Source organism: Oceanibaculum nanhaiense (genome assembly GCF_002148795.1).
Taxonomy (GTDB): domain Bacteria; phylum Pseudomonadota; class Alphaproteobacteria; order Oceanibaculales; family Oceanibaculaceae; genus Oceanibaculum; species Oceanibaculum nanhaiense.
In genome coordinates, this window is sequence record NZ_MPOB01000003.1 from 191,308 (window position 1) to 217,380 (window position 26,073).

Below are 26,073 nucleotides of genomic sequence, written 5' to 3' on the forward strand. Positions count from 1 at the left end.
ATGAATGGCAAGCGCCATCTGCTGGTGACCAGCGCCGCGCGCAAGATACCGCTGCTGCGTGCGGCCATCGCGGCGGCGCGCAAGCTGTCGCCCGAGATGCAGGTGCTGGCCGGCGACATCGACCCGGATGCACCGGCGCAGTATGCCGCCGACGCTTTCTGGGCCATGCCGCGCACAGACGATACGGCGCTGGACGCGCTCATCGCCGGCTGCAGAGAACGTGGCATCGGCTTCGTGCTGCCGACCCGCGATAGCGAGCTGGCTTTCTGGGCACGGCACAAGGCACGCTTCGCCCGCGAAGGAATCGCCGTGCTGGTCTCGCCGGAGGAGAGCGTGACGCGCTGTCTCGACAAGCTGGCGTTCGCACGCTTCGGACAGGAACGCGGCCGGCCCTTCATCCCGGCCTATGAGGGGCTGGAGGATGCCGGCCCACCTCCCTATGCGGTGAAGGAACGGTTCGGCGCCGGTTCCCGCGCCATCGGCCTGAAGCTCGACGCAGCATCCGCACGGGAGCATGCCAAAAGGCTGACCGCGCCGATCTTCCAGCCCTTCATCGAAGGCACGGAAATCAGCGTCGATGCCTGGCTGGACCAAGATTACCGCTTGAAGGGGCTGGTGCTGCGCCGGCGTGATCGGGTGGTGGACGGCGAATCGCAGGTCACGACGACATTCCGCGACGCCGCTATCGAGGAAGCCGCCCGGACGGCGCTGGAGGCGTTGCAGCTTTGCGGGCCGGTGGTCATGCAGATATTGATCGACAGGGCCGGCCAGCCGCACATCATCGAATGCAACAGCCGGTTCGGCGGCGCCTCCACCGCCGGCATCGCCGCCGGGCTGGACTCGCTGTACTGGAGCCTGGCGGAGGTGGCCGGCCACGACGTCGCCGCCCTGCCTTTCGCCCGCATTTCCGGCGAGGTGCGGCAGGTGCGGCTGCCCGCCGACACACATTTCATTCTGCCCGAATGATTCTCGTCTTCGATCTGGACGACACGCTTTACGACGAAAGCCGTTTCGTCGAGAGCGGCTTCCGCGCCGTCGCCGGCTTCGGCCATGACCGCTTCGGCTGGGACGAACAGGAGTCGCTGGCGCAGATGCGGGAAACGCTGGCGCGCGAGGGGCGTGGTGCGGTGTTCGACCGCTGGCTGGCGGCGCATGGGCGGCACGGCAAGGGGCTGGTCGCGGCCTGTGTGAGAACCTACCGCCATCACAAGCCGGCGCTGTCGCTGTTCCCGGCGGCGGCTTCGCTGCTGCCGAAGCTTTCCGCCCGTCCGCTCTATCTCGTCACTGACGGGCACAAGATCGTGCAGGCGAACAAGTTGGAAGCGCTGGGCATCGCGCCGCTGTTCCGCAAATGCTTCATCACCCATCGCTATGGCGTGCGGCACGCCAAGCCATCGCCCTATTGCTTCGAGCTGATCCGGCGGCGGGAAAAGGCGGACTGGCGGCAGATCGCCTATATCGCCGATGACCCATCCAAGGATTTCGTCGGGCTGAACCCGCTGGGGGCGCAGACCGTGCGCGTACTGACAGGCCGGCACCGGCATGTCGCCGCGAAGCCGGGCTATGAGGCCCGCCACACTATCCCCGACCTGTCTTTCTTCCCGGCCCTGCTGGCGGAGATGGAAAGGGGCTAAAGCCCCCTGGTTAGGCCCCGGGCACGCCGCCTTCCACCATATCGGCCTTGAAGGCCTCGCCGCGCTTCAGGTCGCGCGACGCCTTGCGGCCCAGCACAGCATCGAGATATTTCGGCAGAAGCCCGTGCGCCGGGCGGATGGAACGCACCGAGGCCTCGGTGATCGTCTCGCCCTTCTTCAAATCCGCCACGACATAGAGCGAGCGGCGGAACCGTAATGAGTCCCGTTCCGCCTCGGTCGGCCCATAGACGGGCGTTCCCAGGGCGGCCTGCGCCGCGCGCGTGTCGGCCACCAGCGTTGCCAGCTCCGCCGGCTCCAGCGAGAAGGCGCTGTCCACGCCGCCATCGGCGCGGGCCAGCGTGAAGTGCTTCTCGATCAACGCCGCGCCAAGCCCGATTGCAACGGTGGAGGCCAGCGTGCCCATCGAATGGTCGGACAGGCCGACCACCGTGCCCAGCCGTTCGGCGAGGTCGGGAATGTTTGACAAATTGGCCCGTTCGATCGGCGTCGGGTAGGCGCTGATGCAGTGCAGGATGGCGATCTCCTTCGCCCCGGCATCGCGCGCGGCGGCCACCGCTTCTTCGATCTCTGCAAAGGTTGCCATGCCGGTGGACAGGATCAGCGGCTTGCCGGTCCGGGCCACGAGCCGGATCAGCGGGATATCGACGATCTCCGACGAGGCGATCTTGTAAACGGGCGCATCCAGCGATTCGAGCAGCTCGACCGCCGTCGGATCGAACGGGGCGGAGAAGATGGTGATGCCGATCTCCCGCGCGTGGCGGAACAGCGGTTCGTGCCATTCCCACGGCGTATGTGCGTCCCGGTACAGGTCGTACAGGCGCTGGCCCTCCCAAAGACCCTTGCCGACGCGGAAATCCGGACCGTCATGGTCGATGGTGATGGTGTCGGCGCGGTAGGTCTGCAGCTTCACCGAGTCGGCGCCGGCCGCCTTCGCCGCGTCCAGGATGGCGAGCGCGCGCTCGATTTCGCCATTATGGTTGCCCGACATCTCCGCCACGATATAGGGCGGATGACCCGGCCCGACCGGCCGGCCATCAATGGTCATCATGGGAGGCATGGCCGCACCTTTCCGCCTGTGCCGGATGCGACGCCGAAACTGCGCGTTCCCCCTGCACAGCGGCCGCATCTTGTGGTCTATTAGGGGTTGGCCCCATGATATACGAAAAGCGGGGGCGCGCCACCGCATGTTGTCGTGACGTGCCGCAGGATCAGCGAAGGAACCGAAGCATGGCCGAAGACAAGCCCATCCGCACCCTCGTCGGCTCGACGCAATCCGAAACTGACCGCAAGCTGGACCTTGCCCGCCGGTTGCGCAACTCGCCGGTTCCCGATCAGGAACTGCTCGATAATATCGGCCTCTACCTCACCCGGCAGACACTGTCGCGCATCAATTTCATGCAGTCGCTCTACAGGATGATCGTACCGGTGCATGGCGTCATCATGGAATTTGGCGTGCGCTGGGGTCAGAACATGGCCCTGTTCTCGGCGCTGCGCGGCATCCACGAGCCGTTCAACTACAACCGCATGGTGATCGGCTTCGATACCTTCGAAGGCTTCCCGTCAGTGACGCCACAGGATGGTGGGCGCGTACAGGCCGGTGACTATGGCGTTGCCGAGAACTGGACGGACGAGCTGGAAACTATTCTGGACTTTCATACCAAGAACGCGCCGATACCCCACAAGACCAAGCATGCGCTGGTCAAGGGCGATGCTACAGAAACTCTGCCCGCCTACCTGCAGGCGCATCCGGAAACCATCGTGGCGCTGGCCTATTTCGACTTCGATATCTACAAGCCGACGCGGGACTGCCTGGAAGCGATCCTGCCGCATCTGACCAAGGGCAGCGTGCTGGCGTTCGACGAGCTGAACATGCCCGAATTCCCCGGCGAGACCATCGCCGTGCGCGAGGTCCTGGGACTGTCGCGCTACGCCATTCGCCGCGATCCGTCGAGTCCGCTGACCTCCTACATGGTGGTCGAATGACCCGTGAACGCAGCCGGCCCCAAAGCCGGACCTTCGCCGGTGGCAAGGACATAAAATATGGCATCCACTGCCCACTGTTACTACTCTGTCGGAAGACGGTCAGCATGCCAGCGGTCGCACCCGTGATTCGATCCGCTTTGCCCTCTCCCTTTTCTCCGCAAGCCTGATATGAACCGCAAGCAACGCCGCGCCTCGCAGAGACACATCGCCGCGTCGAAACCTCTCGTCACCGGCAAGGGCCTGTCACCGACACAGCGTTTGCAGGTGTTGCAGGCGGCGGTTGCCCATCACAAGGCGGGACGGCTGGCAGAGGCGGAAGCGGGCTATAGCGAGATTCTGGAACGGCAGCCGACTGACTCGACCGCGCTGCATCATCTGAGCCTGATCGCCATGGACCGCGGCGAGATCGACGAGGCGCTGAGGCTGGTTGGACTGGCGCTGGAATCCGACCCCAAATACGCCGAGGCGTACAACAGCGCCGGCACCTATCACAAGGCGAAGAAGCAGCTGGACGAGGCGGATGCCAGCTTTCGCCAGGCCGCCAGATTCAAGCGGAACTATGCCGAAGCGCACTACAATCTCGGAACGGTTCTGAGCGATCAGGACAAGCTGGAAGAAGCGGTCGAGCAATACCGCATCGCGCTCCGCATCCAGCCCAACTATACCGTTGCCCTTAACAATCTCGGCATCGTCCTCAGCAAGCTGCTGCGCCTGGATGAGGCAACGGATTGCTTCCGCCGCGCATTGCACATCGATTCGAAGATGGCCTCGCTCTATTCCAATTTCGGCAATGCGCTGAGGCGTCAGGGAAAATACGAGCGCGCCATGCAGGCTTATGCCTGTGCTTCGGCACTCGCCCCGGACTTGATCGATTCCCGATTCAACTACGGCACACTCGAACTCCAGGTCGGTAAATTGAAGCCCGGCTGGAAATTGTACGAGTTGGGCTTCGCCCTCGGCGAAAGGCGCCCGCAGCGGCATCTCGAACAGCCCCGGTGGAATGGCGAGGATGCGCGCGACAAGTCGATCCTGGTCTGGCGTGAACAGGGCATCGGCGACGAAATCATGTTCGGAACCTGCATTCCCGATCTGGTCCGCCAGGTCCGCAAGGTCATCGTCGAATGCGACACCCGCCTGGTCCCGCTGTTTGCCAGATCAGTCCCGGACGCGCTGGTAAGGCCATCGGATTCCTTCGCCCGCTCGGTTCCCGATGCGGATGCCCATATCCCGATGGGCAGCCTGCCGGGCCTGTTCCGGAACGCTATCGGCGATTTCCCGAAGACCCCCGGCTATCTGCGGGCCGACCCCGCCCGGATGGCCTACTGGAAAAAGCGGATCGACGCTCTGGGCGACGGTATCAAGGTCGGCCTCTGCTGGCGCAGCCAGTTGCGCAGCCGCGACCGTAACCTGGCCTATGCCGAGATCGAGGATTTGAAGCCGCTGTTTTCCATCCCCGGCATCCGCTTCATCTGCCTGCAATATGATGCGAGCGCCGAGGAAGTGGCGGAGATCAACAAGGCCCACGGCATAGACCTTGTCCATATCGACGGGCTTGACCAGCGCAACGACATCGACGGCGCCGCCGCGCTGATGGCCAATCTCGATCTGGTGATCTCGGCGGCAACCTCGGTAGGCGAAATTGCCGGCGCGCTGGGGATGCCGGTCTGGCGCTTCAGCCTGGAAGCGGACTGGACGCGTCATGGCACCCGCAACCGCCCCTGGTTTCCGAGCATGCGGTGTTTCAGCCGGCACCCGGATTCGCCCTGGCGAAACCTGTTCGCCGAGGTACACCGCGACCTGGCCGCCATCGCGGCCGACCCGCGGGAGTTGCGGGAACAGGGCAAGCGGGCCTTTACCTGGAGTGTGGCGCTGCCGGAAACGGCGCCCGAGACCGATACGCCGCCCGTGCTGGGGCATGACGAGAAGAAGAAGCCTTCCTTCTCGATGATGATGCAGCAGCAAAAGGGCGACGGCGCGAATCCCGCCCTTGCCGCACAGATCGAGGCCGCCCAGAAAGCCGAACAGGCGCACCAGCATTTCCAGGACGGGGATTATGTAACCGCCCTTGGACTCTATCAGGATATCCTGGCGATTAATCCGGTTGACCCGAACGCCCTGTTTGGCGCCGCCAATATCGCGGCGGCGACCGGGCAGCCGGAAGCGGCCATCGCCCTGTACCAGACCTTGCTGCAGATCGACCCGGACTCGGTTGAGGTCATCAACAATCTCGGATCGACCTTGCGCAAGATGGGCCGGCATGCGGAATCCATCGACATCGTCCGCGAGGCGATCAACCGCTATCCGCAGGAAGCCCGGCTCTGGCACAATATCGCCGCCACCCTGTCGCAACGCCACGAACCCGGCGATATCGACAATGCGATCCTGTTCTATGAGGAGGCGCTGCGCCTCGACCCCTCACTTCCCGAACCGTTCAGCAATTACGCCATGCTGCAATGTATCCTCGGCAATGGGGAGAAAGGGCTGAAACTCCACCGCAAGGCCCTGGAACTGGCGCCGGAGAATCCGAAGCTGCAGCTCAACTACGCCGTCGATCTGCTGGCGACCGGCCATATCCAGGAAGGCTGGCAGCGCTATGAGGCCCGCCTTGAGCGCGGCATGGCGCAGGCCATCGATTACCGTCACGGCCTGCCGCGCTGGCAGGGCGAGGACCTGTCCGGCAAGACCATCCTGGTGTCAGGCGAACAGGGGCTGGGCGACCAGATATTCTTCGCCAATTGCCTGCCTGACGTGGCGGCGAAGGCGAAGCAGGTAACCCTCGATGTCGAAGCCCGTCTGGTGCCGCTGTTCCGCCGATCCTTCCCCGGCATCCATGTCCATGCCAGCACCTCGACCGGTGAGGACGGCAATATCGTCTATACCTATGACTGGCTGACCGAGAAGCATGATTACGCCTGCCCGGTCGGCAGCCTGCCGCTTTACCTGCGGCAAAGGCTGGAGGATTTCCCGGCGACCGGCGGCTATCTGAAGGCGGATGCCCAGCGTATCGACAGCTGGCGCAAAAGGCTGGGCAAGCTGGGGCCGGAACCGAAGATCGGCATCTGCTGGCGCAGCGGCCTGCGCACGCCTGACCGGCGGCGATTCTATACCGAGCTCTCCGAATGGGGCCCGATCCTGACCCTGCCGGGCCTGCGCTTCGTGAATTTGCAGTATGATGATTGCGCGGAGGAACTGGCCGCCGCCGCGAGGCAATTCGGTGTGACGATCCAGAATTTCACGGATGTCGATCAGCGCAACGATCTGGACGAAACGGCGGCGCTGATCACAGCGCTGGATCTGGTGATCACCGCACCGACCGCCGTGCAGGCGATAGCCGGCGCGCTGGGCGTACCGACCCTGCTGCTGGGGGCGAGCTGGCTAGCCCTTGGCACCGACCACTTCCCGTTCCAGCCCAGCGTGACACCGGTGCATGGCACGCCGGAGGTGCCGATGCTCGACCGTGCGGCGGAAATCGTGAAAGAACGCTTCTAGCGGTTGCCGATGCCCAGCACGTCGCCCAGCGCTTCGACGGTGCGGTCCACATCAGCCTCCACCATGCCGGCGAACAGCGGCAGCGACAGGCAGCGCGCGTAATAAGAATCCGCCCCCGGCAAGGACGCCGCGCCATAGCGCTGGCGGTAATAGGGCTGCAGATGCACCGGGATGTAATGCACCTGCGTGCCGATGCCCTTGCTGCGCAGCCGGTTCATCACCGCCGCGCGGTCCAGCCCGACACGCTTGAAATCGATCAGTACCGGGTGCAGATGCAAGGCCGGCTCCAGCCCGTCGCGCTTGCGCAAGCCAGCCACCACCGGCGCCCAGTCGGCCAGCAACTCGTCATAGCGCCGCGACAGCGCCAGCCTTGTGGCGGCGAAGCGCGCCAGCTTGGCGAGCTGGCTGCGCCCCAGCGCGCACTGCATGTCGGTCGCGCGGTAATTGAAGCCGGGCTCCGGCATCTCGTAGTACCAGGGGTTGGGCCGCCCATCGGCATCGAAGGCGAGATCGGCCTGCGTGAATTCCTCCGGCGCGCGGGTCATGCCGTGGCTGCGGAAGGCCTGCAGCCGGGCGGCCAGGCCGGGATCGTTGGTGGTGACCGCCCCGCCCTCGCCCATCGTCACCGTCTTCACCGGATGGAAGGAGAAGGTGGTCATGTCGGCATGCGCGCCCGAGCCGACGGCATTCCACGCCCCCGAAGGGTCGCGGTAGCGCGTGCCCAGCGCGTGGCTGGCATCATCGACAATGGCAAGGCCATGCCGGCGGGCGACCGCGTGGATGCCCTCGACATCGCCGACCGGCCCGCCGAGATGCACATTGAACAGTGCCTTCGCGTTGCCGTCGGCAGGCACGCGCGCCAGCGCCTGCTCCAGCGCCTCCGGCGTCATCAGGCCGGTTTCCGGATCGACATCGGCGAACACCACCTCCGCCCCGACATAGCGCGCGGCATTGGCGGTGGCGAGGAAGGTGACCGTCGGCACCACCACCCAGTCGCCGGGGCCAAGACCCAGGGCAAGGGCGGCCATATGCAGTGCCGCCGTGCCATTGGCGCAGGCCACCGCATGGCGCGCTTGCACCACCGCCGCGAGGTCGGCCTCGAAGCGATCGACTTCCGGCCCGGTGGTGAGATAATCGCCGCGCAATACGGCGACCACGGCGGCGATATCCTCATCCTCGATGAGCTGGCGGCCATAGGGCAGGAAGCCCCCGGCGCCGGCCCGGTTGCCGGTCACGAAACCTGTTCCTTCAGGTAATAGTCCAGATTTTCGCGGCCAAGCCACTCGTTGTTCCGGTCGCTGGAATAGACGAAATCCTCCGGAACCTTCTGGGCGTTCTTGTAGCCAGTCGGACGTGACCACCAGGCGAATGAAGGCTGGATGACGTAACGGTCGCCGATATCCACCGTGGTGCGCGCATCGTCGGAGGAGATCATCACCTCATGAATTTTCTCGCCCGGCCGAATGCCAACAACCTTGTGCTTCAGCCGCGGCGCCAGTGCGATGGCGAATTCGGTCATCAGCATGCTGGGAATCTTCGGCACGAAAATCTCGCCGCCGCGCATCATCGGCAGGCAGGACAGCACGAAATTGACACCCTGGGTCAGGGTGATCCAGAACCGCGTCATCCGCGGATCGGTGATCGGCAGCTCTTCCGCCCCTTCCTCGATCAGCTTCTGGAAATAGGTCAGCACGCTGCCGCGCGAGCCCACCACATTGCCATAGCGCACCACCGAGAAGCGGCAGCCATTGCCGCCGGACAGATTATTGGCGGCAATGAAGATCTTGTCGGAGGCCAGCTTGCTGGCGCCATACAGGTTGATCGGGTTGGCCGCCTTGTCGGTGGACAGCGCGATCACCCGCTTCACCCCGGCGCCGATGGCGGCGCGCACCACATTCTCCGCCCCCATGACGTTGGTGTGGATACATTCGAACGGGTTGTATTCGGCAATCGAAACATGCTTCATCGCCGCTGCGTGGATCACATAGTCCACGCCGCGCATTGCCATTTCCAGACGTTCGGCATTGCGCACATCGCCGATGAAGTAGCGCATGAAGGGATAGCGGTCGGTAGGGAATACCTGCGCCATCTCGTACTGCTTCATCTCGTCGCGCGAGAACACGATGAGGCGCTTGGGCGTATAGCGCGAGATGACCTGCTTTACGAAATGCCGGCCAAAAGAGCCAGTACCGCCGGTCACCAGGATGACCTTGTCGTTGAAGTCGGTTTCCTTGTCCAGGAAGTCGCGATAGAAGCTGGGCGCGCTGGTCTCGCCCTCGGTAGCGGTCTGCTTTTCGATATCCATATCCCCCTCAGCCGATTACCGCGTTGAATACGCTAGATTACGGATTCGACACGATTTTCCTTTTGGCTGCCCCTCAGTAAAGAATCATATCAGTCGCCAAGCGCCGCGTCATCCATGACCCGCGAGACACCGGCGGTGCTCATCTCGGACACCGACTCCAGTGCGAGACCGAGGCGGTACAGGCTGATTTCGCCAGATGTCTTCAACAGGGCCACGTTCCGGGCAGCGCTGCGGCAGGCCGGATCGACCAGCAGCGCCAGCCGGTAGCAGCGCGCGGCGGCCTCACCCTGGTCAAGCCGGGCCAGCAGATCGCCCAGCGCGGTCAGCGCCGGCACCGAGCGCGGCGCGTGAAAGATCGCCGTGCGGTAGCTGTCGATGGCGTCGTCGATTTCGCCGCCGGCCTCCTGCTCCCGGCCGAGGCCGATATAATAGTCCGGGTCCGTCGGGATGATGCGGATCGGGGAAAGCTCAGTCATAACGGCCTCACACAAGGATGTTGAGATTGCCGCCCTGCAACAGCTGCAGGGCAATCTGGCCCGAGGAGCCGAAGGAACCGCCGCCCATATTGGCAAGCTGCGCCTCGGCATCCTTCTGCGTCAGAAAGCGGGCGAGAAACTTGTCCACGAAGGCCGGATCCTTGAAATCCTCCGCCTTGACCTTGGATTCGATCACCTTGGCCTGGCGTTCCAGGCTCTGATTCACGATCTCTTTCGGGATGCGCAGCGTGTCGGTAATGACCGAGCGCATCACCTTGTCGCCCATCAGCTTGTAGATATCGCCATCCTCGGCGACCTCCGCGACCTTGCGGCGGAAATAGGCGGCCTCGCGCAGCGCCTCGTTACCGCCGCCCAGATTCTTCTCGAACTGGTTGGTCAGGAACTTGTCGGCGATGTCCTTCAGGAACTTGTCGTCCTTCAGATTCTCCACGCCGGAGCCGAAGAAGTCGAAGGCTTCCGAGATCTGCTTGTAACGCGGTTCGACCATCCGGTTGACCAGCGATTCCTTGGCCTCCGGATCCTGCGTCATCACCGCCTTGATGCGGGCGGTGTAGTTCATTTCCTGGTCCAGACCGAAGGCGCCCAGGGCCACCTGCATCAGCCGGCGGTCCTTGAAGAAATCCTCCGGCGATTCGATCTTCTTCGCATTCTCCAGGAAATAATCGATCTCCCGCTGCATCTGCGGCTGCTTGGCGTAGGTCTGTTTCTGCGCCTCGCCGGAATTCTGCAGCGTCCTGAACAGAAGCAGGGAAGACATTCCCCCTCCGGCGCCCCCGGTCCCGATCTGCATGGCTTTTCCTTCTCTTGCGGAATCCTGTCGGGCAGACAGGGAAGCAAGAGGCGGGCCAGCCTTCCCCGCTCAGGTCCCGCCACGGCGAATGGCCGGTTTTCCGGCGATTCCCATTGACCTGCGACCGGCGCTGGCCGATGGTCGGCGCGTCGAACAAAGGGCCGGCCGGCAGTTTTTGCCGGGCGTTCTTTTCCGGCCCGCACATCCCCTGTCTGCGTATCGAGGCGTTTTCCTGAAATGACTGAAACCTGCGATTTCCTGGTGATCGGCGGCGGCATCGCCGGCGCGTCCGCCGGCTATGAGCTGGCCAAGCATGGCCGCGTCATCCTGGCCGAGAAGGAAAGCCAGCCCGGCTATCACACGACCGGCCGGTCGGCGGCGCTGTTCGCGGAAGGTTACGGCAACGCCCCGATCCGCGCGCTGACCCGCGCCAGCCGCGCCTTCTTCGAAAACCCGCCGGAAGGCTTCACCGAGGCGCCGCTGCTCACCCCGCGCGGGGCGATGATCGTGGCGACCGCCGAGCAGATGCCGATTCTGGAAAAGGCCTATGCCGAAACCACGGCAACGCTGCCCGATGTGGAATGGCTGGACGCCGCCGGCGTGCTGCGCCGCGCCCCCGTGCTGCGCGAGGGCTATGCCGTCGCCGGCTTCTATAATGAAGGCGAGCGCGACATGGATGTGAATGCCATCCATCAGGGCTATCTGCGCGGTATCCGCGCCGCCGGTGGACAGATCGTCACCGATGCGGAGATCACCGGCCTGACCCGCGAGGGCGAAGGCTGGCGCGTCGAGACCGCCGCTGGCAGCTTCTCCGCCGCCGTGGTGGTGAACGCGGCCGGTGCCTGGGCGGACGAGGTCGCCGCGCTGGCCGGTGTCGCCAGGGTCGGGCTGCAGCCGAAGCGCCGCACCGCCTTCACCTTCGATGCGCCGGACGGCATGGATGTGCATGCCCTGCCCGCCGTGGTCGATGCCGAGGAAAGCTGGTATTTCCGTCCCGAATCCGGCCGGCTGATGGGCAGCCCGGCGGACGAGATCGACTCGCCGCCCTGCGATGCGCAGCCGGACGAGATGGATATCGCCATCGCCGTGGACCGTATCGAACAGGCGACCATCTTCCAGATCCGCCGCCTCGCCTCGCGCTGGGCGGGCCTGCGCAGCTTTGTTGCCGACCGCACCATGGTCGCCGGCTTCGCGCCGGACACGAAAGGCTTCTTCTGGCTGGCCGGCCAGGGCGGCTATGGTATCCAGACCGCCCCCGCCATGGGCCGGCTGGCGGCCAGCCTTGCCACCGGTAGCCCCCTGCCGGACGACATTGCCGGTTTCGGGGTATCGGCGGCCGATCTCGCACCGGACCGGCCGGCGCTGCGCGGTGCATAATTTGTCAGATTTTTCCGGCAGCTAAGGAATCGTAAAGGATTAGCGGTTAGCCTCCGTGGATTGAGAGCGCACTGAGCTATCCTTTTTCGAGAATCGCCGGGTTGCCATGACCGAAAGCACCGTGAACATCCTTCTGGTGGGTGATATCGCCAGCCGGCGGACGACCATCCGCGGGATGCTGGAATCGGGCGATGCCGGGTTTCGCATCAGCATCGCCGAATCCATCGGTAAGGCCGCCGCGCGCCTGCAGAAGGGCGGAATCGATCTGGTGATCCTTGACAGCCGAGAGGGTACGGCGATCGACCTCGGCAGCGTTCCGGTGCTGCGCTGCCTGGCGCCAACCCTGCCGATCCTGGCGGTCGTGCCGATGCTGGACGATCGCGACCGCCGCATCGCCGAATATCACGGCACCAGCGACAGTTTCGTGCTGGAGAATTACGACGCGGCCGGGCTCGCGGCACTTCTGCGCCGGCACCTTGCGCAGCCAGCCTGCGGCGAGACCAGCCGCGTTCCCCATGTCCTGATCGTGGAAGACGAACCGGCAACGGCGGAAATCCTCACCCGCTTTGTCGCCTGGCACGGTTACCGCGTCAGCGTCGTCCATAATGGCCGCGAAGCGCTTGACCTGATGCTGGCCGACCCCGCCGATCTGGTCATCACCGATCTCGAAATGCCGGTGCTGGATGGCGAGAGCCTGATCGCGGAGCTGCAGGCCTTCGAGAAGCGGCCACACATCATCGTCGTCACCGGTAATCCCGTCAGCGATCTGTCCTGGATGCGGCTGCGCAACAGCGTTGTGGAACTGTACCAGAAGCCGTTGAATCTTAAGGAAATCGGCCGGACGGTCGAACGGCTGATCGGCATCAGCCTGCGCCCCGCCATAACAGCGCCAACCTGTGACGCCCTCTGATTAATTGAGTGGAGCCGGCCGGCGGCACTTCCTATAGTAGCCGCCTGTTCTCTCCGCTGGCGCCAAGAAGTCTCTGCCGTGCCCCGCTATATCCACCGCATTCCCCGCCCCGACATTCCCAGCTTTCCGACCTTCGGCATCGGCCATAATGGCGGGCCGCCATTGTCCACCGGCTGGCAGGTCACCTGCTGGAAGAAGGCGAAGGAAAAGGCCTTCGCCGCCCCGCGCGAGGTAGTGCTGATGCGGCTGCGCCGCGCCCGCGAGCTGGGCATGACCTACCAGCAATACACCGCCATCCTGCTCGACAAGGGCAAGGTGCCGTGAGGCTTCACCGGAAGCTGCGGTCCGGGCGGTAAGGCGCTAGGTCGAACTCCGAACCGCGCCCGGCGACCAGATCGGCGACCACCCGGCCGGTGAGCGGCCCCAGCGACAGCCCCATATGGCCGTGGCCGAAGGCCAGCACCGTGTTGGCATAGCGCGGCGAGCGCCCCACCACCGGCTTCGAATCCGGCGTCGAGGGGCGATAACCCAGCCATTCGCGCGTTACCTCCGCCTGGCCGATGGCGGGCAGTACGTCCTTCGCCAGATCCAGCATACGGCGGATACGGCGGAAATCCGGCGGCGCGTCCAGACCGGCCAGCTCTACGCCGCTGGTCAGGCGCAGCCCCTCCTGCATCGGCGCCAGCACATAGGACTGGTCGGCGATCAGCGTCGGCCGACCGACCGACGGCGTGCCATCCGGCAGCTTCAGGTTCAGGTGATAGCCGCGCTCGGTATCCAGCGGCACCGGCGCACCGGCCTCTGCCGCCAGCGCCTTCGACCAGGCGCCCGCCGCGATCACCAGCCGGTCCACCGGATGGATGGCAAGGTCGGTCACCACTTTCTCCGGCCCGGCCGGCCCGATCTCCAGCCGGCGCACAGTTTCCTGCAGGATGGTGCCGCCATTGCGCCGAAAATGCTCGGCATAGGCGGCAATCAGCTTGTGCGGCAGCGACACGAACCCGGCATCGGGCTGGAAGATGCCTCGGGCGAAACGCTTTTGCAGATGCGGTTCCAGCTGGCGCACCTCGTCGCTGTCCAGCACATCGAACTTCACGCCGCAGCCCGTCATCAGCTCGCGATCGAAGGCGGTGCCATTGAAGCTGCCCTCACTGCCATAGAGCTTCAGCCAGCCAACGCGGCGGATAATGTCTTCCGCCCCGGCCAGCTTCACCAGCTCCTCATGCGCGATCAGCGCCCGGCTGACCAAGGGCAAAAGCTCCCGCGATATCTGCCGCACGCGGGCCGCGTCGCCGGCCTGCAGGAAGCGGATCAGCCAGGGTGCGATGTGCGGCAGGTAGCGCCAGCGGATGGCGAACGGCCCCGCCGGATCCAGCAGCATCTTCGGCACCTTCTTCCAAAGTCCCGGCATGGCGGTCGGCGTCACCCCGCCGGTGGCGATCACCCCGGCATTGCCCAGCGAGGTGCCGGTGCCCGGCGGCTTCGGGTCGATCACCGTGACCTTGTGGCCGTCACGCTGCAGGTAGAGGGCGGCACTCATGCCGACGATACCGGCGCCGATGATCGTGACGTGCCGTGGGGCAACTGGGGGGGAGACTGTAGGGGCAGAGGACATGAAAGGAACCGCGCGGCAGGGAAATCTCTCCGGAACCTTAGCCATATCCCGCGTTAATGTTCTAGACTGTATCGGTAAAGTCGGCGGCCTCGCCCGTCAGATATCCCCCAGCCTGACGAACGGACCCTTGCGACAGACAATCACCACGCTCAGCGCACTTCTGCTGTCAGTCGGCATTTTGCTGACCGGCTCCGGCCTCCAGGGCACATTGCTGGCCGTCCGCGGCAATCTGGAAGGTTTCCAGCCCTCGATGATCGGCATGATGATGTCCGGCTATTTCGCCGGCTTCATTGCCGGCTGCGTGGTCGGGCCGCTGATCGTGCGCCGGGTCGGCCATATCCGCGCCTTTTCGGTGTTCGCCGCCATCGCCGCGTCGGTCTTCCTGCTGCATGCGATTGTCGTCGATCCCTATGTCTGGACGGGTCTGCGCGTCATCTCCGGCATCAGCCTCGCCGGCCTCTACATGATCATCGAAAGCTGGCTGAACGAGCGCAGCCCGAACGAACTGCGCGGTTCCGTCATCTCGATCTACCGCATCGTCGATCTGACGGCGACCACCGGCGGGCTGCTGCTGCTGACGCTGGGCGACCCCGAGGATTATCCGCTGTTCTGCCTGGGGGCCATCCTGATCTGCCTGGCGCTGGTGCCGGTCGGCCTGACCCGCAGCGCCGTTCCCGCCCCCATCAGCACGGTGAAAATCAGGATCGGCCGGCTGTACCGCCTGTCGCCCCTCGGTGTCGTCGGCTGTTTCGGCTTCGGTGTGGTCAGCGGCGCCTTCTGGGGCATGGGGCCGGTCTTCGCCCAGGCCGGCGGCGTGCCGCTGTCCGGCGTGGCGATCTTCATGGCTGCCGTGATGATCGGCGGCGCGCTGGCGCAATGGCCGGTCGGCTGGCTGTCGGACCGCTACGACCGACGCACCATCCTGGCCGGCACGGTGTTCCTGGCCAGCCTGTCCGGGCTGATTCTGATCGGTCTCTACGGCATGCCGCCGCAATTTCTGCTGGTCGGCTCCGCCCTGTTCGGCGCGCTGATGATCCCGGTCTATTCGCTGTGCATCTCGCACGCCAACGATTACATGGAACCGGGCGATTTCGTCGAGGCCTCCTCCGGCCTGCTGCTGCTGAACGGGGCCGGCGCGGTGATCGGGCCGCTTTTCGCCTCGATCCTGATGGAGGCGACGGATGCCCGCGCGCTGTTTGCCTTCACCGCACTCGTGCATGCGGCGATGGGCGGTTTCGCGCTCTATCGCATGACCCGCCGGCCGCCGAAACCGGCCGAGGAACAGGGCGATTTCATCGCCGTGCCGCGCAGCACCCCGGCGGTGTTCCAGCTTGATCCGCGCGCTGAGGAGGAACAGCCGGAAGGCGAGACGATGGCCTCCGCGCCAGCCTCGGCGCCTGGGGCCTCGTCGCCGGACGAGTCCGACCCGTCAGACGAAACACAGCGCTGATTGCCAACGGCCCTGAAACGGTCCAGAAGGAGATATCCTTCCTTTCAGGCACCCCCGCATGACCGGCACTGTCGATTTCGGCCTGATCCTGACGGTCTTCGTCGCGACCTATATCGGCATGGCGCTGGGGCGCTTCCCCGGCCTCAGCATCGACCGCGCCGGCATTGCCCTGCTGGCCGCCATCGTGCTGGCGGTGACAGGCGCGGTAACGCCTGCCGGCATCCTGGACTCCATCGACTTCCCGACGTTGTTCGTGCTGTTCGGCCTGATGATCCTGTCGGCGCAATTCGACGCCAGCGGCTTCTACGACTGGTGCTCGCTGCGCATCGCCGGTCTGGAACGCTCCCCGGTCTGGCTGCTGGGCGCGGTGGTGGCCACATCCGGCCTGCTGTCGGCGGTGCTGGCGAACGATGTGGTGGTGTTCGCGATGACGCCGCTGCTGTGCGCCGGGCTGCTGGCGCGCGGGCTTGACCCCCGCCCCTATCTGATCGGGCTGGCCGGCGGCGCCAATGCCGGATCGGCGGCCACACTGATCGGCAACCCGCAGAACATCCTGATCGGCCAGACCGGCGCACTCGATTTCTGGAACTTCCTGGCCGCCTGCGCGGTGCCGGCGCTGATCGGGCTGGGCTGCGTGTTCCTCGTCACCTGCCTCGTCTGGCGCGGCCGCTTCGAGAGAGTTACCCCGCCGGTCCCGGCGCTGCCGATGCAGAAGCTGGACCGCACGCATCTGCTGAAAGCCATTGCCGCGATCTGCGCCCTGCTGGCGCTGTTCGCCACGCCGCTGCCGCATGCGGTCAGCGCGCTGATTATCGGCGGCGCGCTGCTGGTCAGCCGGCGGCTCGAGACCCGTACCCTGTTCGGCAAGGTGGACTGGCCGCTGCTGGTGCTGTTCGCCGGCCTGTTCGTGGTGACCGAGGCGCTGGCCACGACCGGCCTGCCGGGCCGGGCCGTTGATCTGCTGGCGGCAAGCGGCCTGACACCGGACAAGCTGTCAGTGCTGGCGCCGGTGGCGATCCTCGGCAGCAACAGCATCGGGAATGTACCGGCGGTCATCCTGCTGCTCGCGGTCTGGCCGGATCTGGCGGCGGAAACGCTCTACGGGCTGGCAATCCTGTCCACGCTGGCCGGCAATCTGCTGATTGTCGGCAGCCTGGCCAACATCATCACGGTGGAACGCGCAAAGAGCGCCGGGGTGCGGCTGGGCTTCATCGAGCATGCCCGTTGCGGCGTGCCCATGACCCTGCTGTCGCTGGCCGGCGCCGGCCTCTGGCTGTGGCTCAGCGGGCTGATGCCGCTGGTCTAGAGCAGCCCCGGGATATCGGTGAGGAAGCGGATGGCATGTCGCGGCTGTATGCCCAGCTCCTCCATCTGGCCGGTGCTGCGCTGGATCCAGACACTCTCGAAGCCGTAATAACTGGCGCCCGCCACATCGAAACCGTTGGAGGAGACGAACAGGATGTCCTTCGCCGGCAGGTCCAGCGTTTCGGTGACGATCTTGTAGGCCGCGTCATGTGGCTTGAACAGGCGCACCGGATCGACGCTGATGACCGCCTCCAGCAGCGTCTCGAAACCGGCATTGCGGACCACCGCGTCCAGCATGGCAGGGCTGCCGTTCGACGCGATGGAAAGCCGGATGCCCATCGACTTCAGCCGATGCAGCGCCTCGCCCGCCTCCGTGTGCGGCTGCAAGCGGAGATATTCGTCCATCAGCCGGTCGAGCACCACTGTGGTCGGCGCTATGCCCTGGCTTTTCAGCGCATAGACCAGCGCATCGCGGGTCACCGCCCAGAAATCCTCATAGCGGCCCATCAGGCTGCGCAGCCAGGTATATTCCAGCTGCTTCTGCCGCCAGATCTGCGACAGCGCCGGCCCCTTTCCGGGAAACAGTTCCTCGCTGAGCGCGCGCACCGAATGCACATCGAACAGCGTACCGTAAGCATCGAAGGCGATGGCCTTGGCCACCGGATTACAGCCTTACCGAACCGTGCGTCGATTGATAGACCTGCCCGACGCCCGGATTCACGCTCACCAGCAGCACGCCGACGCCGATGGAGATAACCAGCACTGCGATGACACTCGCCAGAAACGCTTTCATCAGACTCCCCTCTTTTTATAAATCCGGCCTTGTCCGGGCAATCTTAGCACCGTTCGGCCGATTGTGTCTTACGGACCGGTTACCCGCCGCAAATACTCGATGAGCGCTTCCCGGTCTTCCTGCCGGACCAGCTTCTGCAGCGGCATTTTGCTGCCCGGAGTCACAACATCCGGCCCTTGTGTGAACAGATCACCAATGGTTTCGGCCGTCCAGACAATGTCGCTGTCGCGCAGCGCCGGCGAATAGGGATAGCCTTCCAGCGTGCCGGCCTTGCGGCCGAAGATGCCATGCAGCGTTGGCCCGGCCCGGTTGCCGCCATCGGCCGTGACCGTATGGCATGGCCCGCAGCGGCGGAAGATCGCCGCCCCCTTATCCTGCGGCGCGGTGCTGGCGCCCGCTGTCGCTGCCACCGGATCGCCGAGCGCCTCCCCGGTCGCCGCGTCCCACAGCCGGACCACCGAATCATTGCCGGCCGCCAGCACGCGGCCACTATCCGGCGTATAGGCAACCGCCCAGACCGGCCCGCCACGCCCGGCCAGCGCATGGACCGGCCTTTCCTCGCCAACCTTCCAGAGCCGTACCATGCCGTCGATGCCGCCGCTGGCGAAGCTTTTGCCATCCGGCGACACCGCGATGTCGAGCACCGGCCCCTTATGCGCCAGGCGGCGGCTCATTTCCTGCCCGGTTGCCGGGTTCCAGCGCCGGATCGTCTCGTCCGTACCGGCGCTGAGCAGCGCGCCGCCATCCGGCAGAAAGGCGAGCGCGTTCACGCTGAATTCATGCCCGGTCAGGTCGCGCAGCAGGCGGCCATCCGCGATATTCCACAGCCGGATGACGCCGTCATAGGCCGCCGTGGCAAGCATCGTTCCGTCGGGGGAGAAGACCGCGTCGTTCACATTGCTCTGATGGCCATCGAACCGCCGGATCAGCGCACCGCTGCCGGCATCCCACAGCGCAGCATCGCCATCCCAGCCGGCACTGGCGATGGCCTTTCCGTCCGGGCTGAGGTTCAGCGCCACGATACGCCCGTCATGGGCCGCGACCACGCGAACCGGTTCCGTCTCGCCAAAACGCCAGAAGACCAGCTTGCCATCGTCGCCCGCCGTCACCGCGCCCGTGCCGTCGGGCAACATGGCGACCGCGTTCACCGCCGCCTCATGCCCGTGCAGGATCGCCGTCGCCTCGGACGAGTCCAGCGACCAGAGAATGACCGAATAATCGAAGCTGGTGGTAACCGCCCGGCTGCCATCGGGCGAAACGGCGACGCCGCGCACCGGCCCGCCATGGCCGGACAGATGGGCGCTGGCCTGCGGGGCGGTCAGCAAAACAGGAAGCAGGCACGCAATGACCAGCGTCAACCGCCGGATCCTCACGCGGGCCTGCGCGTTCATGCGGTGCGGCCCCCGCTCAATTGCGCGGGGTGGGCCGATTGGTCATGCGCCGCATTTCTCTGCCCGAGGAATCGAGTCGGGGCTCGTGCGAATCGGTCACGGAGGTCGAATAGCCGGTCGTGCCATGCTCGAAGGTCGAGACCAGCTCACCGGTCATCGGATCCACCAGCAGGGTCGTCACCATGAAGGCGCCGTTGCCGGCACCCTCTCCGGTGCGCATCACCTTCGCGGCATAGACAGGGCGCCCGTCATGCCGGGCCAGGCGAACGTCCAGCACGCGGACATTATAGGTCTCGGCCAGTTTCTTGCCGGCCTCATCGGTGCTGAGCTGCGCCGAAGCCGGGGAAGCCGAAACCGCCGCCACCAGGCACAGCAAGGCAAGGCCCGTCGCGGCGGCAAGAGGATTTCGGCGCTTGGAACACGGCACGTCGGTTACTCCATCGGTTCCGGAAGGCTGGGGCGGAAACGGGGCGGCGATCAGTCGTCGTCGCCCGGAGCCGGAGCGCCACGCCCGCCGAGACGGGCCTTGCGCTCCTCCTCCTTAACTTCCTCGACCCAGAGCGAATGATGCTCTTTCGCCCAATTCTCGTCCACCATACCGCTGCCCATGGCATCGAACGCACCTTCCATGCCGATGGTGCCGATATAGATGTGCGCGATGATCAGGATCAGCAGCACCAGCGCGACGATGGCGTGCCACAGCTGCGACAGCTGCATCTCCTGCATCATCGTCAGATTCTCCGGCAGACCGAAGCCGAAGATATTCAGCGCGGCGAAAGTCTTGCCGAAGAAGGCGAACTCGAACGGGAACATCAGCGCGATCCCGGACAGGCTGACCGAGAAACCGCCCAGCACCACGGCCCAGAAGATGATCTTCTGGCCGGCATTGAACTTCTTTGCCGGCGGATGCTTGTGCTTGGAGAAGATGCCGCCGCCCTGGGCGAACCAGGTAAGGTCCAGCCGGCTGGGGATATTGTCCTTGATCCACAGCACGAGGATCAGCACCAGCCCCAGCATGAAGGCGAAGGCGATGTAATTATGCATGTACTTGCCGGCGAGGCTGATGACGGAAAACGCGTCTGGCCCAATCACCGGCAGCAGCACATAGCGGCCATACAGGATGTTGAGGCCAGTGAGCCCCAGCACGATGAAGCTGACCGCCGTGAGCCAGTGCGAAAACCGCTCCAGCCCGTTGAAGCGCTCGATCAGCCGGCCGCTTCGGCCATGCTCGATGCGGATGCGCCCGCGGATAATGAAGAACAGCGCCAGCAGGCCAAGAATACCGACCATGCCCCACACGCCCCAGGTGGAAAGCGGGCCGTTGCGGAAGGCGCGCCAGTTCTCGCCCTCGGACTGGACCAGCACGCCGGCCTTCTTGTCGGGGATCGAGACATAGCCCTGCTCGCCCTGGCGGATGGAGCGCCAGACATCGGACTTGCCGGCTTCGGCAGGAGCGGCCTGCTGCGCATGGGCGCCAGCGGAGATACCCGCCAGCCGCTCGGCTGCGGGCATGCCGCCCAGTAGCAGCACGGCCAGCGACAGGACGGCGACAATGCGCGGGACAAAATTCCTGACGTTCATATCTTCGCCTCCCCTGACCTTACATCCACTGCTTTTCGGCGCGCTTGTTCAGCTGCTCGACGGTCGCGGGATCCAGCTTCTTGCCATCGACGACCTTGCCGATATAGGTCCCCTTGTCGAACAGCAGAATGCGGCCCTGTTCTTCCTCGCGGCAGCCCTGAAGCAGAAAACCCGCCGCAAGCAACAGGCCAACAGCCATGACGCCGGAAGCCTTGCGGGCCTTCCCGCGCCGGGCACCTTCGTTCCCCGTCAGCGCCTTTAGCATGGATCTATCCCCATTCTCGTTCTTGCTTCTTTACGTCCGGCTGGAATGGCGGGTCCGCCCGCCTGTACACGCTCGCCTGTGCACATTGGCCTGTTCACACCGGCCTGCGCGCGGACCCGTTCACTCCTATGACAGATCAGCCGCCGGCCTTCGCCTCGTAGGCGGTGCCCCAGCCCCAGGCGCCCGAACCGAAGCCGCGGGCAACCACACGCTCGCGGTAGATGTCGGACACCACATCGCCGTCACCGGCCAGCAGCGCCTTGGTCGAGCACATCTCGGCGCACAGCGGCAGCTTGCCTTCGGCGATACGGTTGCGGCCGTATTTGTGGAACTCCGCCTCGGAACTCGCGGCTTCTTCCGGGCCACCGGCGCAGAAGGTGCACTTGTCCATCTTGCCGCGGGTGCCGAAATTGCCGGCCTGCGGATACTGCGGCGCGCCGAACGGGCAGGCATAGAAGCAGTAGCCGCAGCCGATGCAGGTGTCCTTGTTGTGCAGGACGATGCCCTCGGCCGTGGTCACGAAGCAATCGACCGGGCAGACCGCCTGGCAGGGCGCGTCCGAGCAATGCATGCAGGCGACCGAGATCGACTTCTCGCCGGGCTTGCCGTCATTGATGGTGACGACTCGCCGGCGATTGATGCCCCAGGGCACCTCGTGCTCGTTCTTGCAGGCGGTGACGCAGGCATTGCATTCGATGCAGCGCTCGGCGTCGCAGAGAAATTTCATGCGGGCCATATCTTACGTCTCCCCTTCTTATGCGCGCTCGATGCGGCAGAGCGTGGTCTTGGTTTCCTGCATCTGCGTCACCGAGTCATAGCCATAGGTCTGTGCGGTGTTGGTCGATTCACCCAACACATACGGATCGGCACCCTGCGGATATTTGGCCCGCTGGTCCTTACCCTGGAACTTGCCGCCGAAATGGAACGGCATGAAAGCCACGCCGCGTCCCACACGCTCGGTCAGCATCGCCATGACATGGACCTTGCCGCCTTCCGGACCGTGCACCCAGACCATCTGGCCGTCCTTGATGCCCAGACCATTGGCATCGAACGGGTTGATCTCGACGAACATGTCCTGCTGCAGCTCGGCCAGCCAGGGGTTCGCCCGGCTCTCATCGCCGCCACCCTCATATTCGACCAGGCGGCCGGAGGTGAGGATGATCGGATACTCCTTCGAGAAATCCTGCTTCTGGATCGACTCGAAGAGTGTCGGCAGGCGATGCAGCTTGCGGTCCTTGTAGGTCGGATAGTCGGCCACAAGGTCCCGGCGCGGCGTGTAGAGCGGCTCGCGGTGCAGCGGGATCGGATCCGGGAAGTTCCAGACCTCGCAGCGGGCCTTGGCATTACCATAGGGCGCGCAGCCATGCTTGATCGCCACACGCTGGATGCCGCCCGACAGGTCAGTCTTCCAGTTCACCCCGCCGATCTTGTCACCGCCGACCTTCTGGATGGCAGCCATTTCATCGGCCGTCAGATCCTTGTCCCAGCCGAGCTTCTGCAGCATCGCCATGGTGAATTCGGGATAGCCATCCTCGATCTCCGAACCGACCGGCCAGGACCCTTCGGCCAGCAGCGTCTCGCCATTGCGCTCCACGCCATAGCGGGCGCGGAAACCCATGCCGCCTTCGGCGACCGGCAGAGAGATGTCGTAAAGGTTGGCCGACCCCGGATGCCCCATCTCCGGCGTACCCCAGCACGGCCAGGGCAGACCATAGAACTCGCCATCAGCCGGTCCGCCAACAGCGCGTAGCGATACCTTGTCGAAGGTGTGCTGATTTTCCATGTGCATCTTCAGCCGTTCCGGCGACTGGCCGGTATAGCCGATGGTCCACATGCCCTTGTTCCATTCGCGGGTGATGTCCTCGATGTTCGGCTCGTTGCCGTCCACCTTGATGTGCTTGAACATCTCCTTGTCGAAGCCGAACTTCTTGGCGAACAGATACATGATCTCGTGATCGACCTTCGCCTCGAAGATCGGATCGACCACCTTCTCGCGCCACTGCAGCGAGCGGTTCGACGCGGTAACGGAGCCGGAGGTTTCCATCTGCGTCGCCGCCGGCAGCAGATAGCAGCCATCCTTGCGGTCATGCAGCACGGCGGAAACCGTCGGCACCGGATCGATGACGACGAGAAGGTCGAGCTTCTCCATCGCCTTCTTCATGTCCGGCAGGCGGGTCTGCGAGTTCGGCGCATGGCCCCAGAACACCATGGCGCGGACATTGTCCGGCTGGTCCATATTGGCCTTGTCTTCCAGCACGCCATCGAACCAGCGCGACACCGGAATGCCGGACCGCTCCATCAGTTCCTTCGACTTGAACTTCCCGAGCAGATAGTCGTAGTCCACATCCCAGACGCGCGCCCAGTGCTTCCAGGAGCCGGTCGCCAGGCCGTAATAGCCGGGCAGCGAATCCATCAACACGCCGAAATCCGTGGCGCCCTGGACGTTGTCATGGCCGCGGAAGATGTTCGTGCCGCCGCCGGCAACGCCGACATTGCCCAGCGCCAGCTGCAGGATGCAGTAGGCGCGGGTGTTGTTGTTGCCGTTGGTGTGCTGCGTGCCGCCCATGCACCAGACCAGCGTGCCGGGCTTGTTGGTCGCCATCAGGCGCGCCACACGCTGCAGCTGCGAGCCGGGAACGCCGGTCACGCGCTCAACCTCTTCCGGGGTCCATTTCGCGACTTCCGGCCGGATCTTGTCCATGCCATAGACGCGCTTGGAGATATAGTCCTTGTCCTCCCAGCCATTCTCGAAGATGTGCCAGAGGATGCCCCAGATCAGGGCGACGTCGGTGCCCGGCCGGAAGCGCACGAACTCGTCGGCATGCGCGGCCGTGCGGGTGAAGCGCGGGTCACACACGATCAGCGGTGCGCCGTTCTGCTCCTTCGACTTCAGAATGTGCTGCAACGACACCGGATGGGCTTCCGCCGGGTTGCCGCCGATGAAGAACATCAGCCGGCTGTTCATCATGTCGTTGTAGCTGTTGGTCATCGCGCCATAGCCCCAGGTGTTCGCGACACCGGCGACCGTGGTGGAATGGCAGATGCGGGCCTGATGATCGATGTTGTTCGTGCCCCAGAAGGCCGCGAACTTGCGCATCAGATAGGCCTGCTCGTTGCTGTGCTTCGCCGAGCCCAGCCAATAGACCGAATCGGGGCCAGACTGCTCGCTGATCTGGAGCATCTTGTCGCCGATCTCGCTGATCGCCTGCTCCCAGCTCACACGGGTCCATTTGCCATCGACCAGCTTCACCGGATATTTCAGCCGGCGCTCGCCATGGGTCAGCTCACGGATCGCAGCGCCCTTGGCACAGTGCGAGCCCATGTTGAACGGACTGTCGAAGCCGGGTTCCTGCCCGGTCCACACGCCATTCTGCACTTCGGCCATCACGGTACAGCCAACCGAGCAGTGGGTGCACACCGTCTTGGCGAGCTTGATCTCGCCGCCAAAGGCCGGGCTGGCCGCCGGGGCCTTGCGCACCATGCCGCCGCTCAGCGTGCCGGCAATCGCCACGCCGCCAGCCGCGAGGCCGGAGCGCTTCAGGAAAGTACGGCGATCGATGGCGCCGCCGGTGAGGCTTGCCAGCGCCTGACTGAGGCGCGGACGGGCCGCTACTGCATCCGATTTTTTCTTGAGCATTGTCTTCTCCCGCTCCCTACTGGCTGCCGGCGCTTAATAGCGGGCCAGCTTGTAGAAGGTCTTCACATGCTGCGTTTCGCGGTACCCCGCGTGCTCGCCGCCCGTATCAGTCACTTCGGCGGCCTCGGCTTCACTGCCGCCCGCAACGGCCATGGCGGCACCCGCCACCGCGCCGACGCTGGCGACGCGCAGGAAGTCGCGGCGATGGGCCGAAACCGGCTTGTCTTGCTGCTTCATGGTGCGCCTCCTCAAGCTTCACAAAAACGAACAAACATCAGAACTCTCGTCACAATTCGGGGCCGGCTTGCGCCAGTCACCCGTCAATCCGGTCACGCGTCCATCCCGTAGGCGGCGCGGTCGATATCGATCAGCAGCCGGCCAATGGTGCCAACCGGCTGGTAGAGCCGCGCGTGACGCGCCCGCTCCAGATCCCCGAAGAAACGCCCGGCCCAGGGGGACAGGTGCCGCTGGAAAAACTCATGCTGGGTTTCCAGCGTGGCCGGCGCGCCGAAGCTGCCGGTGATCAGCCCGGCCATCATGTCGCACAGCGCGGCGATGTGATCCTCCGGCTCCTTGACGTCCTCAGCACGGGACATGCCGAGCCGCGCCATGTCACGGCGCAGATGGGCCAGCGGCTTTTCATTCAGGAAACCGGTCAGGTAATAGGAGCCATAGGGCATCAGTTCGCCCCGCCCCACCCCTATAAACAGATTGAAATATTCTTCTTCCGCCTCTTGCGGCGTGGTCTGGCGGGCAAGGCGCGCCAGAATGCCGAGCGCAGTTCCCAGATCGCTGCCATCACCCTGACTGTCGCGCTGGGTATCGTCTCCCTTGGAATCGAAGCCGGCGGCAAGCGACAGGGCAGACTGGTCGGGCGGCGCCGCAAGAAAGCGCGCCACGAAGCCGTACCAGTTGGCCCGCAGAAGATCTTCTTCCGCTATCATGTGATGAGATATCGCAGCCGCGTCAGGCATCTGCGTCGTTTCGCTCCCTCTAACCAAATCCATGTGGCATCCCTGATTTTTACCCC

At 64.8% G+C, this 26,073-nt stretch carries 25 protein-coding genes; 9 read left to right on the top strand and 16 right to left on the bottom strand.

Going from position 1 to position 26,073, the window contains the following annotated elements; all coding sequences use genetic code 11:
• Together BKM74_RS06225 and BKM74_RS06230 are read left to right on the top strand one after the other, a co-directional pair.
• Window positions 1-966: an ATP-grasp domain-containing protein gene (locus tag BKM74_RS06225; RefSeq protein WP_086465063.1), complete on the top strand. Its 966-nt coding sequence runs from the start codon at window positions 1-3 to the stop codon at window positions 964-966.
• Window positions 963-1,634: an HAD family hydrolase gene (locus BKM74_RS06230; protein WP_086464834.1), complete on the top strand. Its 672-nt coding sequence runs from the start codon at window positions 963-965 to the stop codon at window positions 1,632-1,634. The genes BKM74_RS06225 and BKM74_RS06230 overlap by 4 nt, the downstream gene beginning before the upstream one ends.
• A gap of 10 nt (window positions 1,635-1,644) precedes the next feature.
• Here the strand turns inward: BKM74_RS06230 and pseI are convergent, their stop codons facing one another.
• Window positions 1,645-2,712 carry a pseudaminic acid synthase gene (gene pseI / locus BKM74_RS06235; RefSeq protein WP_176342416.1) on the bottom strand — a complete coding sequence of 356 codons (1,068 nt, stop codon included), beginning with the start codon at window positions 2,710-2,712 and terminating at the stop codon, window positions 1,645-1,647.
• A gap of 170 nt (window positions 2,713-2,882) precedes the next feature.
• Between pseI and BKM74_RS06240 the strand changes: the two genes are divergently transcribed.
• Both BKM74_RS06240 and BKM74_RS06245 read left to right on the top strand, forming a co-directional pair.
• Complete coding sequence (locus tag BKM74_RS06240; RefSeq protein ID WP_086464836.1) at window positions 2,883-3,638, top strand: TylF/MycF/NovP-related O-methyltransferase; 756 nt, start codon at window positions 2,883-2,885, stop codon at window positions 3,636-3,638.
• A 168-nt stretch (window positions 3,639-3,806) separates the two neighbouring features.
• Complete coding sequence (locus BKM74_RS06245) at window positions 3,807-7,127, top strand: tetratricopeptide repeat protein (protein WP_086464837.1); 3,321 nt, start codon at window positions 3,807-3,809, stop codon at window positions 7,125-7,127.
• On the opposite strand, the gene pseC is transcribed toward BKM74_RS06245, so the two are convergent.
• From pseC to BKM74_RS06265, 4 genes are all read right to left on the bottom strand, one after another.
• On the bottom strand, window positions 7,124-8,362 hold the full coding sequence (gene pseC, locus BKM74_RS06250) for a UDP-4-amino-4,6-dideoxy-N-acetyl-beta-L-altrosamine transaminase (protein WP_086464838.1): 1,239 nt from the start codon (window positions 8,360-8,362) through the stop codon (window positions 7,124-7,126). The two genes, BKM74_RS06245 and pseC, sit on opposite strands and share 4 nt — an antisense overlap.
• On the bottom strand, window positions 8,359-9,432 hold the full coding sequence (gene pseB / locus BKM74_RS06255; RefSeq protein ID WP_086464839.1) for a UDP-N-acetylglucosamine 4,6-dehydratase (inverting): 1,074 nt from the start codon (window positions 9,430-9,432) through the stop codon (window positions 8,359-8,361). Before pseB ends, pseC begins: the two co-directional genes overlap by 4 nt.
• 89 nt (window positions 9,433-9,521) lie before the next feature.
• The gene (locus BKM74_RS06260) at window positions 9,522-9,908 is read right to left on the bottom strand and encodes a hypothetical protein (RefSeq protein ID WP_086464840.1); all 387 of its coding nucleotides are present in this window, start codon (window positions 9,906-9,908) and stop codon (window positions 9,522-9,524) included.
• Window positions 9,909-9,915: 7 nt separating this feature from the next.
• Window positions 9,916-10,686 carry a DUF1217 domain-containing protein gene (locus BKM74_RS06265; protein ID WP_176342417.1) on the bottom strand — a complete coding sequence of 257 codons (771 nt, stop codon included), beginning with the start codon at window positions 10,684-10,686 and terminating at the stop codon, window positions 9,916-9,918.
• A gap of 270 nt (window positions 10,687-10,956) precedes the next feature.
• Here BKM74_RS06265 and BKM74_RS06270 point away from each other — a divergent pair, with 270 nt between their 5' ends.
• From BKM74_RS06270 to BKM74_RS06280, 3 genes are all read left to right on the top strand, one after another.
• Window positions 10,957-12,096 carry an NAD(P)/FAD-dependent oxidoreductase gene (locus BKM74_RS06270; protein ID WP_086464842.1) on the top strand — a complete coding sequence of 380 codons (1,140 nt, stop codon included), beginning with the start codon at window positions 10,957-10,959 and terminating at the stop codon, window positions 12,094-12,096.
• Between the two features lie 106 nt (window positions 12,097-12,202).
• Window positions 12,203-13,006 carry a response regulator gene (locus BKM74_RS06275; RefSeq protein ID WP_086464843.1) on the top strand — a complete coding sequence of 268 codons (804 nt, stop codon included), beginning with the start codon at window positions 12,203-12,205 and terminating at the stop codon, window positions 13,004-13,006.
• 78 nt (window positions 13,007-13,084) lie between these two features.
• Window positions 13,085-13,330 (top strand): hypothetical protein, encoded by a 246-nt coding sequence (locus BKM74_RS06280; RefSeq protein ID WP_245825834.1) that lies wholly within the window; start codon window positions 13,085-13,087, stop codon window positions 13,328-13,330.
• A 4-nt stretch (window positions 13,331-13,334) separates the two neighbouring features.
• On the opposite strand, the gene BKM74_RS06285 is transcribed toward BKM74_RS06280, so the two are convergent.
• Complete coding sequence (locus tag BKM74_RS06285; RefSeq protein ID WP_086464844.1) at window positions 13,335-14,621, bottom strand: NAD(P)/FAD-dependent oxidoreductase; 1,287 nt, start codon at window positions 14,619-14,621, stop codon at window positions 13,335-13,337.
• Between the two features lie 127 nt (window positions 14,622-14,748).
• Between BKM74_RS06285 and BKM74_RS06290 the strand changes: the two genes are divergently transcribed.
• Complete coding sequence (locus BKM74_RS06290) at window positions 14,749-16,071, top strand: MFS transporter (protein WP_176342418.1); 1,323 nt, start codon at window positions 14,749-14,751, stop codon at window positions 16,069-16,071.
• A 58-nt stretch (window positions 16,072-16,129) separates the two neighbouring features.
• Window positions 16,130-17,377 (top strand): SLC13 family permease, encoded by a 1,248-nt coding sequence (locus BKM74_RS06295; protein WP_086464846.1) that lies wholly within the window; start codon window positions 16,130-16,132, stop codon window positions 17,375-17,377.
• Here BKM74_RS06295 and BKM74_RS06300 read toward each other — a convergent pair.
• The 10 genes from BKM74_RS06300 to BKM74_RS06340 form a co-directional block, all read right to left on the bottom strand.
• Complete coding sequence (locus BKM74_RS06300) at window positions 17,374-18,036, bottom strand: haloacid dehalogenase type II (protein ID WP_086464847.1); 663 nt, start codon at window positions 18,034-18,036, stop codon at window positions 17,374-17,376. The two genes, BKM74_RS06295 and BKM74_RS06300, sit on opposite strands and share 4 nt — an antisense overlap.
• Before the next feature lie 4 nt (window positions 18,037-18,040).
• Window positions 18,041-18,169, bottom strand: a complete 129-nt coding sequence (locus BKM74_RS19075) for a hypothetical protein (RefSeq protein ID WP_281251448.1) — start codon at window positions 18,167-18,169, stop codon at window positions 18,041-18,043.
• A 68-nt stretch (window positions 18,170-18,237) separates the two neighbouring features.
• Entirely contained in the window at window positions 18,238-19,527 is a 1,290-nt protein-coding gene (locus tag BKM74_RS06305) for a c-type cytochrome (protein ID WP_176342419.1), read from the bottom strand.
• 49 nt (window positions 19,528-19,576) lie between these two features.
• Window positions 19,577-19,987 carry a PepSY domain-containing protein gene (locus tag BKM74_RS06310; RefSeq protein ID WP_140056028.1) on the bottom strand — a complete coding sequence of 137 codons (411 nt, stop codon included), beginning with the start codon at window positions 19,985-19,987 and terminating at the stop codon, window positions 19,577-19,579.
• 50 nt (window positions 19,988-20,037) lie between these two features.
• Window positions 20,038-21,141: a formate dehydrogenase subunit gamma gene (locus tag BKM74_RS06315; protein WP_086464850.1), complete on the bottom strand. Its 1,104-nt coding sequence runs from the start codon at window positions 21,139-21,141 to the stop codon at window positions 20,038-20,040.
• A gap of 19 nt (window positions 21,142-21,160) precedes the next feature.
• Window positions 21,161-21,340, bottom strand: a complete 180-nt coding sequence (locus BKM74_RS06320; RefSeq protein ID WP_140056029.1) for a hypothetical protein — start codon at window positions 21,338-21,340, stop codon at window positions 21,161-21,163.
• Between the two features lie 202 nt (window positions 21,341-21,542).
• A complete protein-coding gene (fdh3B, locus tag BKM74_RS06325; protein WP_086464852.1) occupies window positions 21,543-22,142 on the bottom strand; it encodes a formate dehydrogenase FDH3 subunit beta in 600 nt (199 codons plus the stop codon).
• Between the two features lie 18 nt (window positions 22,143-22,160).
• Window positions 22,161-25,043: a formate dehydrogenase subunit alpha gene (locus tag BKM74_RS06330; protein ID WP_086464853.1), complete on the bottom strand. Its 2,883-nt coding sequence runs from the start codon at window positions 25,041-25,043 to the stop codon at window positions 22,161-22,163.
• Window positions 25,044-25,076: 33 nt separating this feature from the next.
• Entirely contained in the window at window positions 25,077-25,280 is a 204-nt protein-coding gene (locus BKM74_RS06335; RefSeq protein WP_086464854.1) for a twin-arginine translocation signal domain-containing protein, read from the bottom strand.
• 92 nt (window positions 25,281-25,372) lie between these two features.
• The gene (locus tag BKM74_RS06340) at window positions 25,373-25,987 is read right to left on the bottom strand and encodes a TorD/DmsD family molecular chaperone (RefSeq protein WP_245825835.1); all 615 of its coding nucleotides are present in this window, start codon (window positions 25,985-25,987) and stop codon (window positions 25,373-25,375) included.
• Window positions 25,988-26,073: the final 86 nt, after the last annotated feature.

Bases quoted from the DNA above. Each gene is read 5' to 3' on its own strand.
- BKM74_RS19075 (WP_281251448.1), bottom strand. From the start codon at position 18,169: ATGAAAGCGTTTCTGGCGAGTGTCATCGCAGTGCTGGTTATCTCCATC.
- BKM74_RS06265 (WP_176342417.1), bottom strand. From the start codon at position 10,686: ATGTCTTCCCTGCTTCTGTTCAGGACGCTGCAGAATTCCGGCGAGGCG.
- BKM74_RS06295 (WP_086464846.1), top strand. From the start codon at position 16,130: ATGACCGGCACTGTCGATTTCGGCCTGATCCTGACGGTCTTCGTCGCG.
- BKM74_RS06285 (WP_086464844.1), bottom strand. From the start codon at position 14,621: ATGTCCTCTGCCCCTACAGTCTCCCCCCCAGTTGCCCCACGGCACGTC.
- BKM74_RS06335 (WP_086464854.1), bottom strand. From the start codon at position 25,280: ATGAAGCAGCAAGACAAGCCGGTTTCGGCCCATCGCCGCGACTTCCTG.
- pseI (WP_176342416.1), bottom strand. From the start codon at position 2,712: ATGCCTCCCATGATGACCATTGATGGCCGGCCGGTCGGGCCGGGTCAT.
- BKM74_RS06315 (WP_086464850.1), bottom strand. From the start codon at position 21,141: ATGAACGTCAGGAATTTTGTCCCGCGCATTGTCGCCGTCCTGTCGCTG.
- BKM74_RS06260 (WP_086464840.1), bottom strand. From the start codon at position 9,908: ATGACTGAGCTTTCCCCGATCCGCATCATCCCGACGGACCCGGACTAT.
- BKM74_RS06240 (WP_086464836.1), top strand. From the start codon at position 2,883: ATGGCCGAAGACAAGCCCATCCGCACCCTCGTCGGCTCGACGCAATCC.
- BKM74_RS06275 (WP_086464843.1), top strand. From the start codon at position 12,203: ATGACCGAAAGCACCGTGAACATCCTTCTGGTGGGTGATATCGCCAGC.
- BKM74_RS06230 (WP_086464834.1), top strand. From the start codon at position 963: ATGATTCTCGTCTTCGATCTGGACGACACGCTTTACGACGAAAGCCGT.
- fdh3B (WP_086464852.1), bottom strand. From the start codon at position 22,142: ATGGCCCGCATGAAATTTCTCTGCGACGCCGAGCGCTGCATCGAATGC.
- BKM74_RS06330 (WP_086464853.1), bottom strand. From the start codon at position 25,043: ATGCTCAAGAAAAAATCGGATGCAGTAGCGGCCCGTCCGCGCCTCAGT.
- BKM74_RS06245 (WP_086464837.1), top strand. From the start codon at position 3,807: ATGAACCGCAAGCAACGCCGCGCCTCGCAGAGACACATCGCCGCGTCG.
- BKM74_RS06340 (WP_245825835.1), bottom strand. From the start codon at position 25,987: ATGATAGCGGAAGAAGATCTTCTGCGGGCCAACTGGTACGGCTTCGTG.
- pseB (WP_086464839.1), bottom strand. From the start codon at position 9,432: ATGGATATCGAAAAGCAGACCGCTACCGAGGGCGAGACCAGCGCGCCC.
- BKM74_RS06270 (WP_086464842.1), top strand. From the start codon at position 10,957: ATGACTGAAACCTGCGATTTCCTGGTGATCGGCGGCGGCATCGCCGGC.
- BKM74_RS06225 (WP_086465063.1), top strand. From the start codon at position 1: ATGAATGGCAAGCGCCATCTGCTGGTGACCAGCGCCGCGCGCAAGATA.
- BKM74_RS06320 (WP_140056029.1), bottom strand. From the start codon at position 21,340: ATGGCTGTTGGCCTGTTGCTTGCGGCGGGTTTTCTGCTTCAGGGCTGC.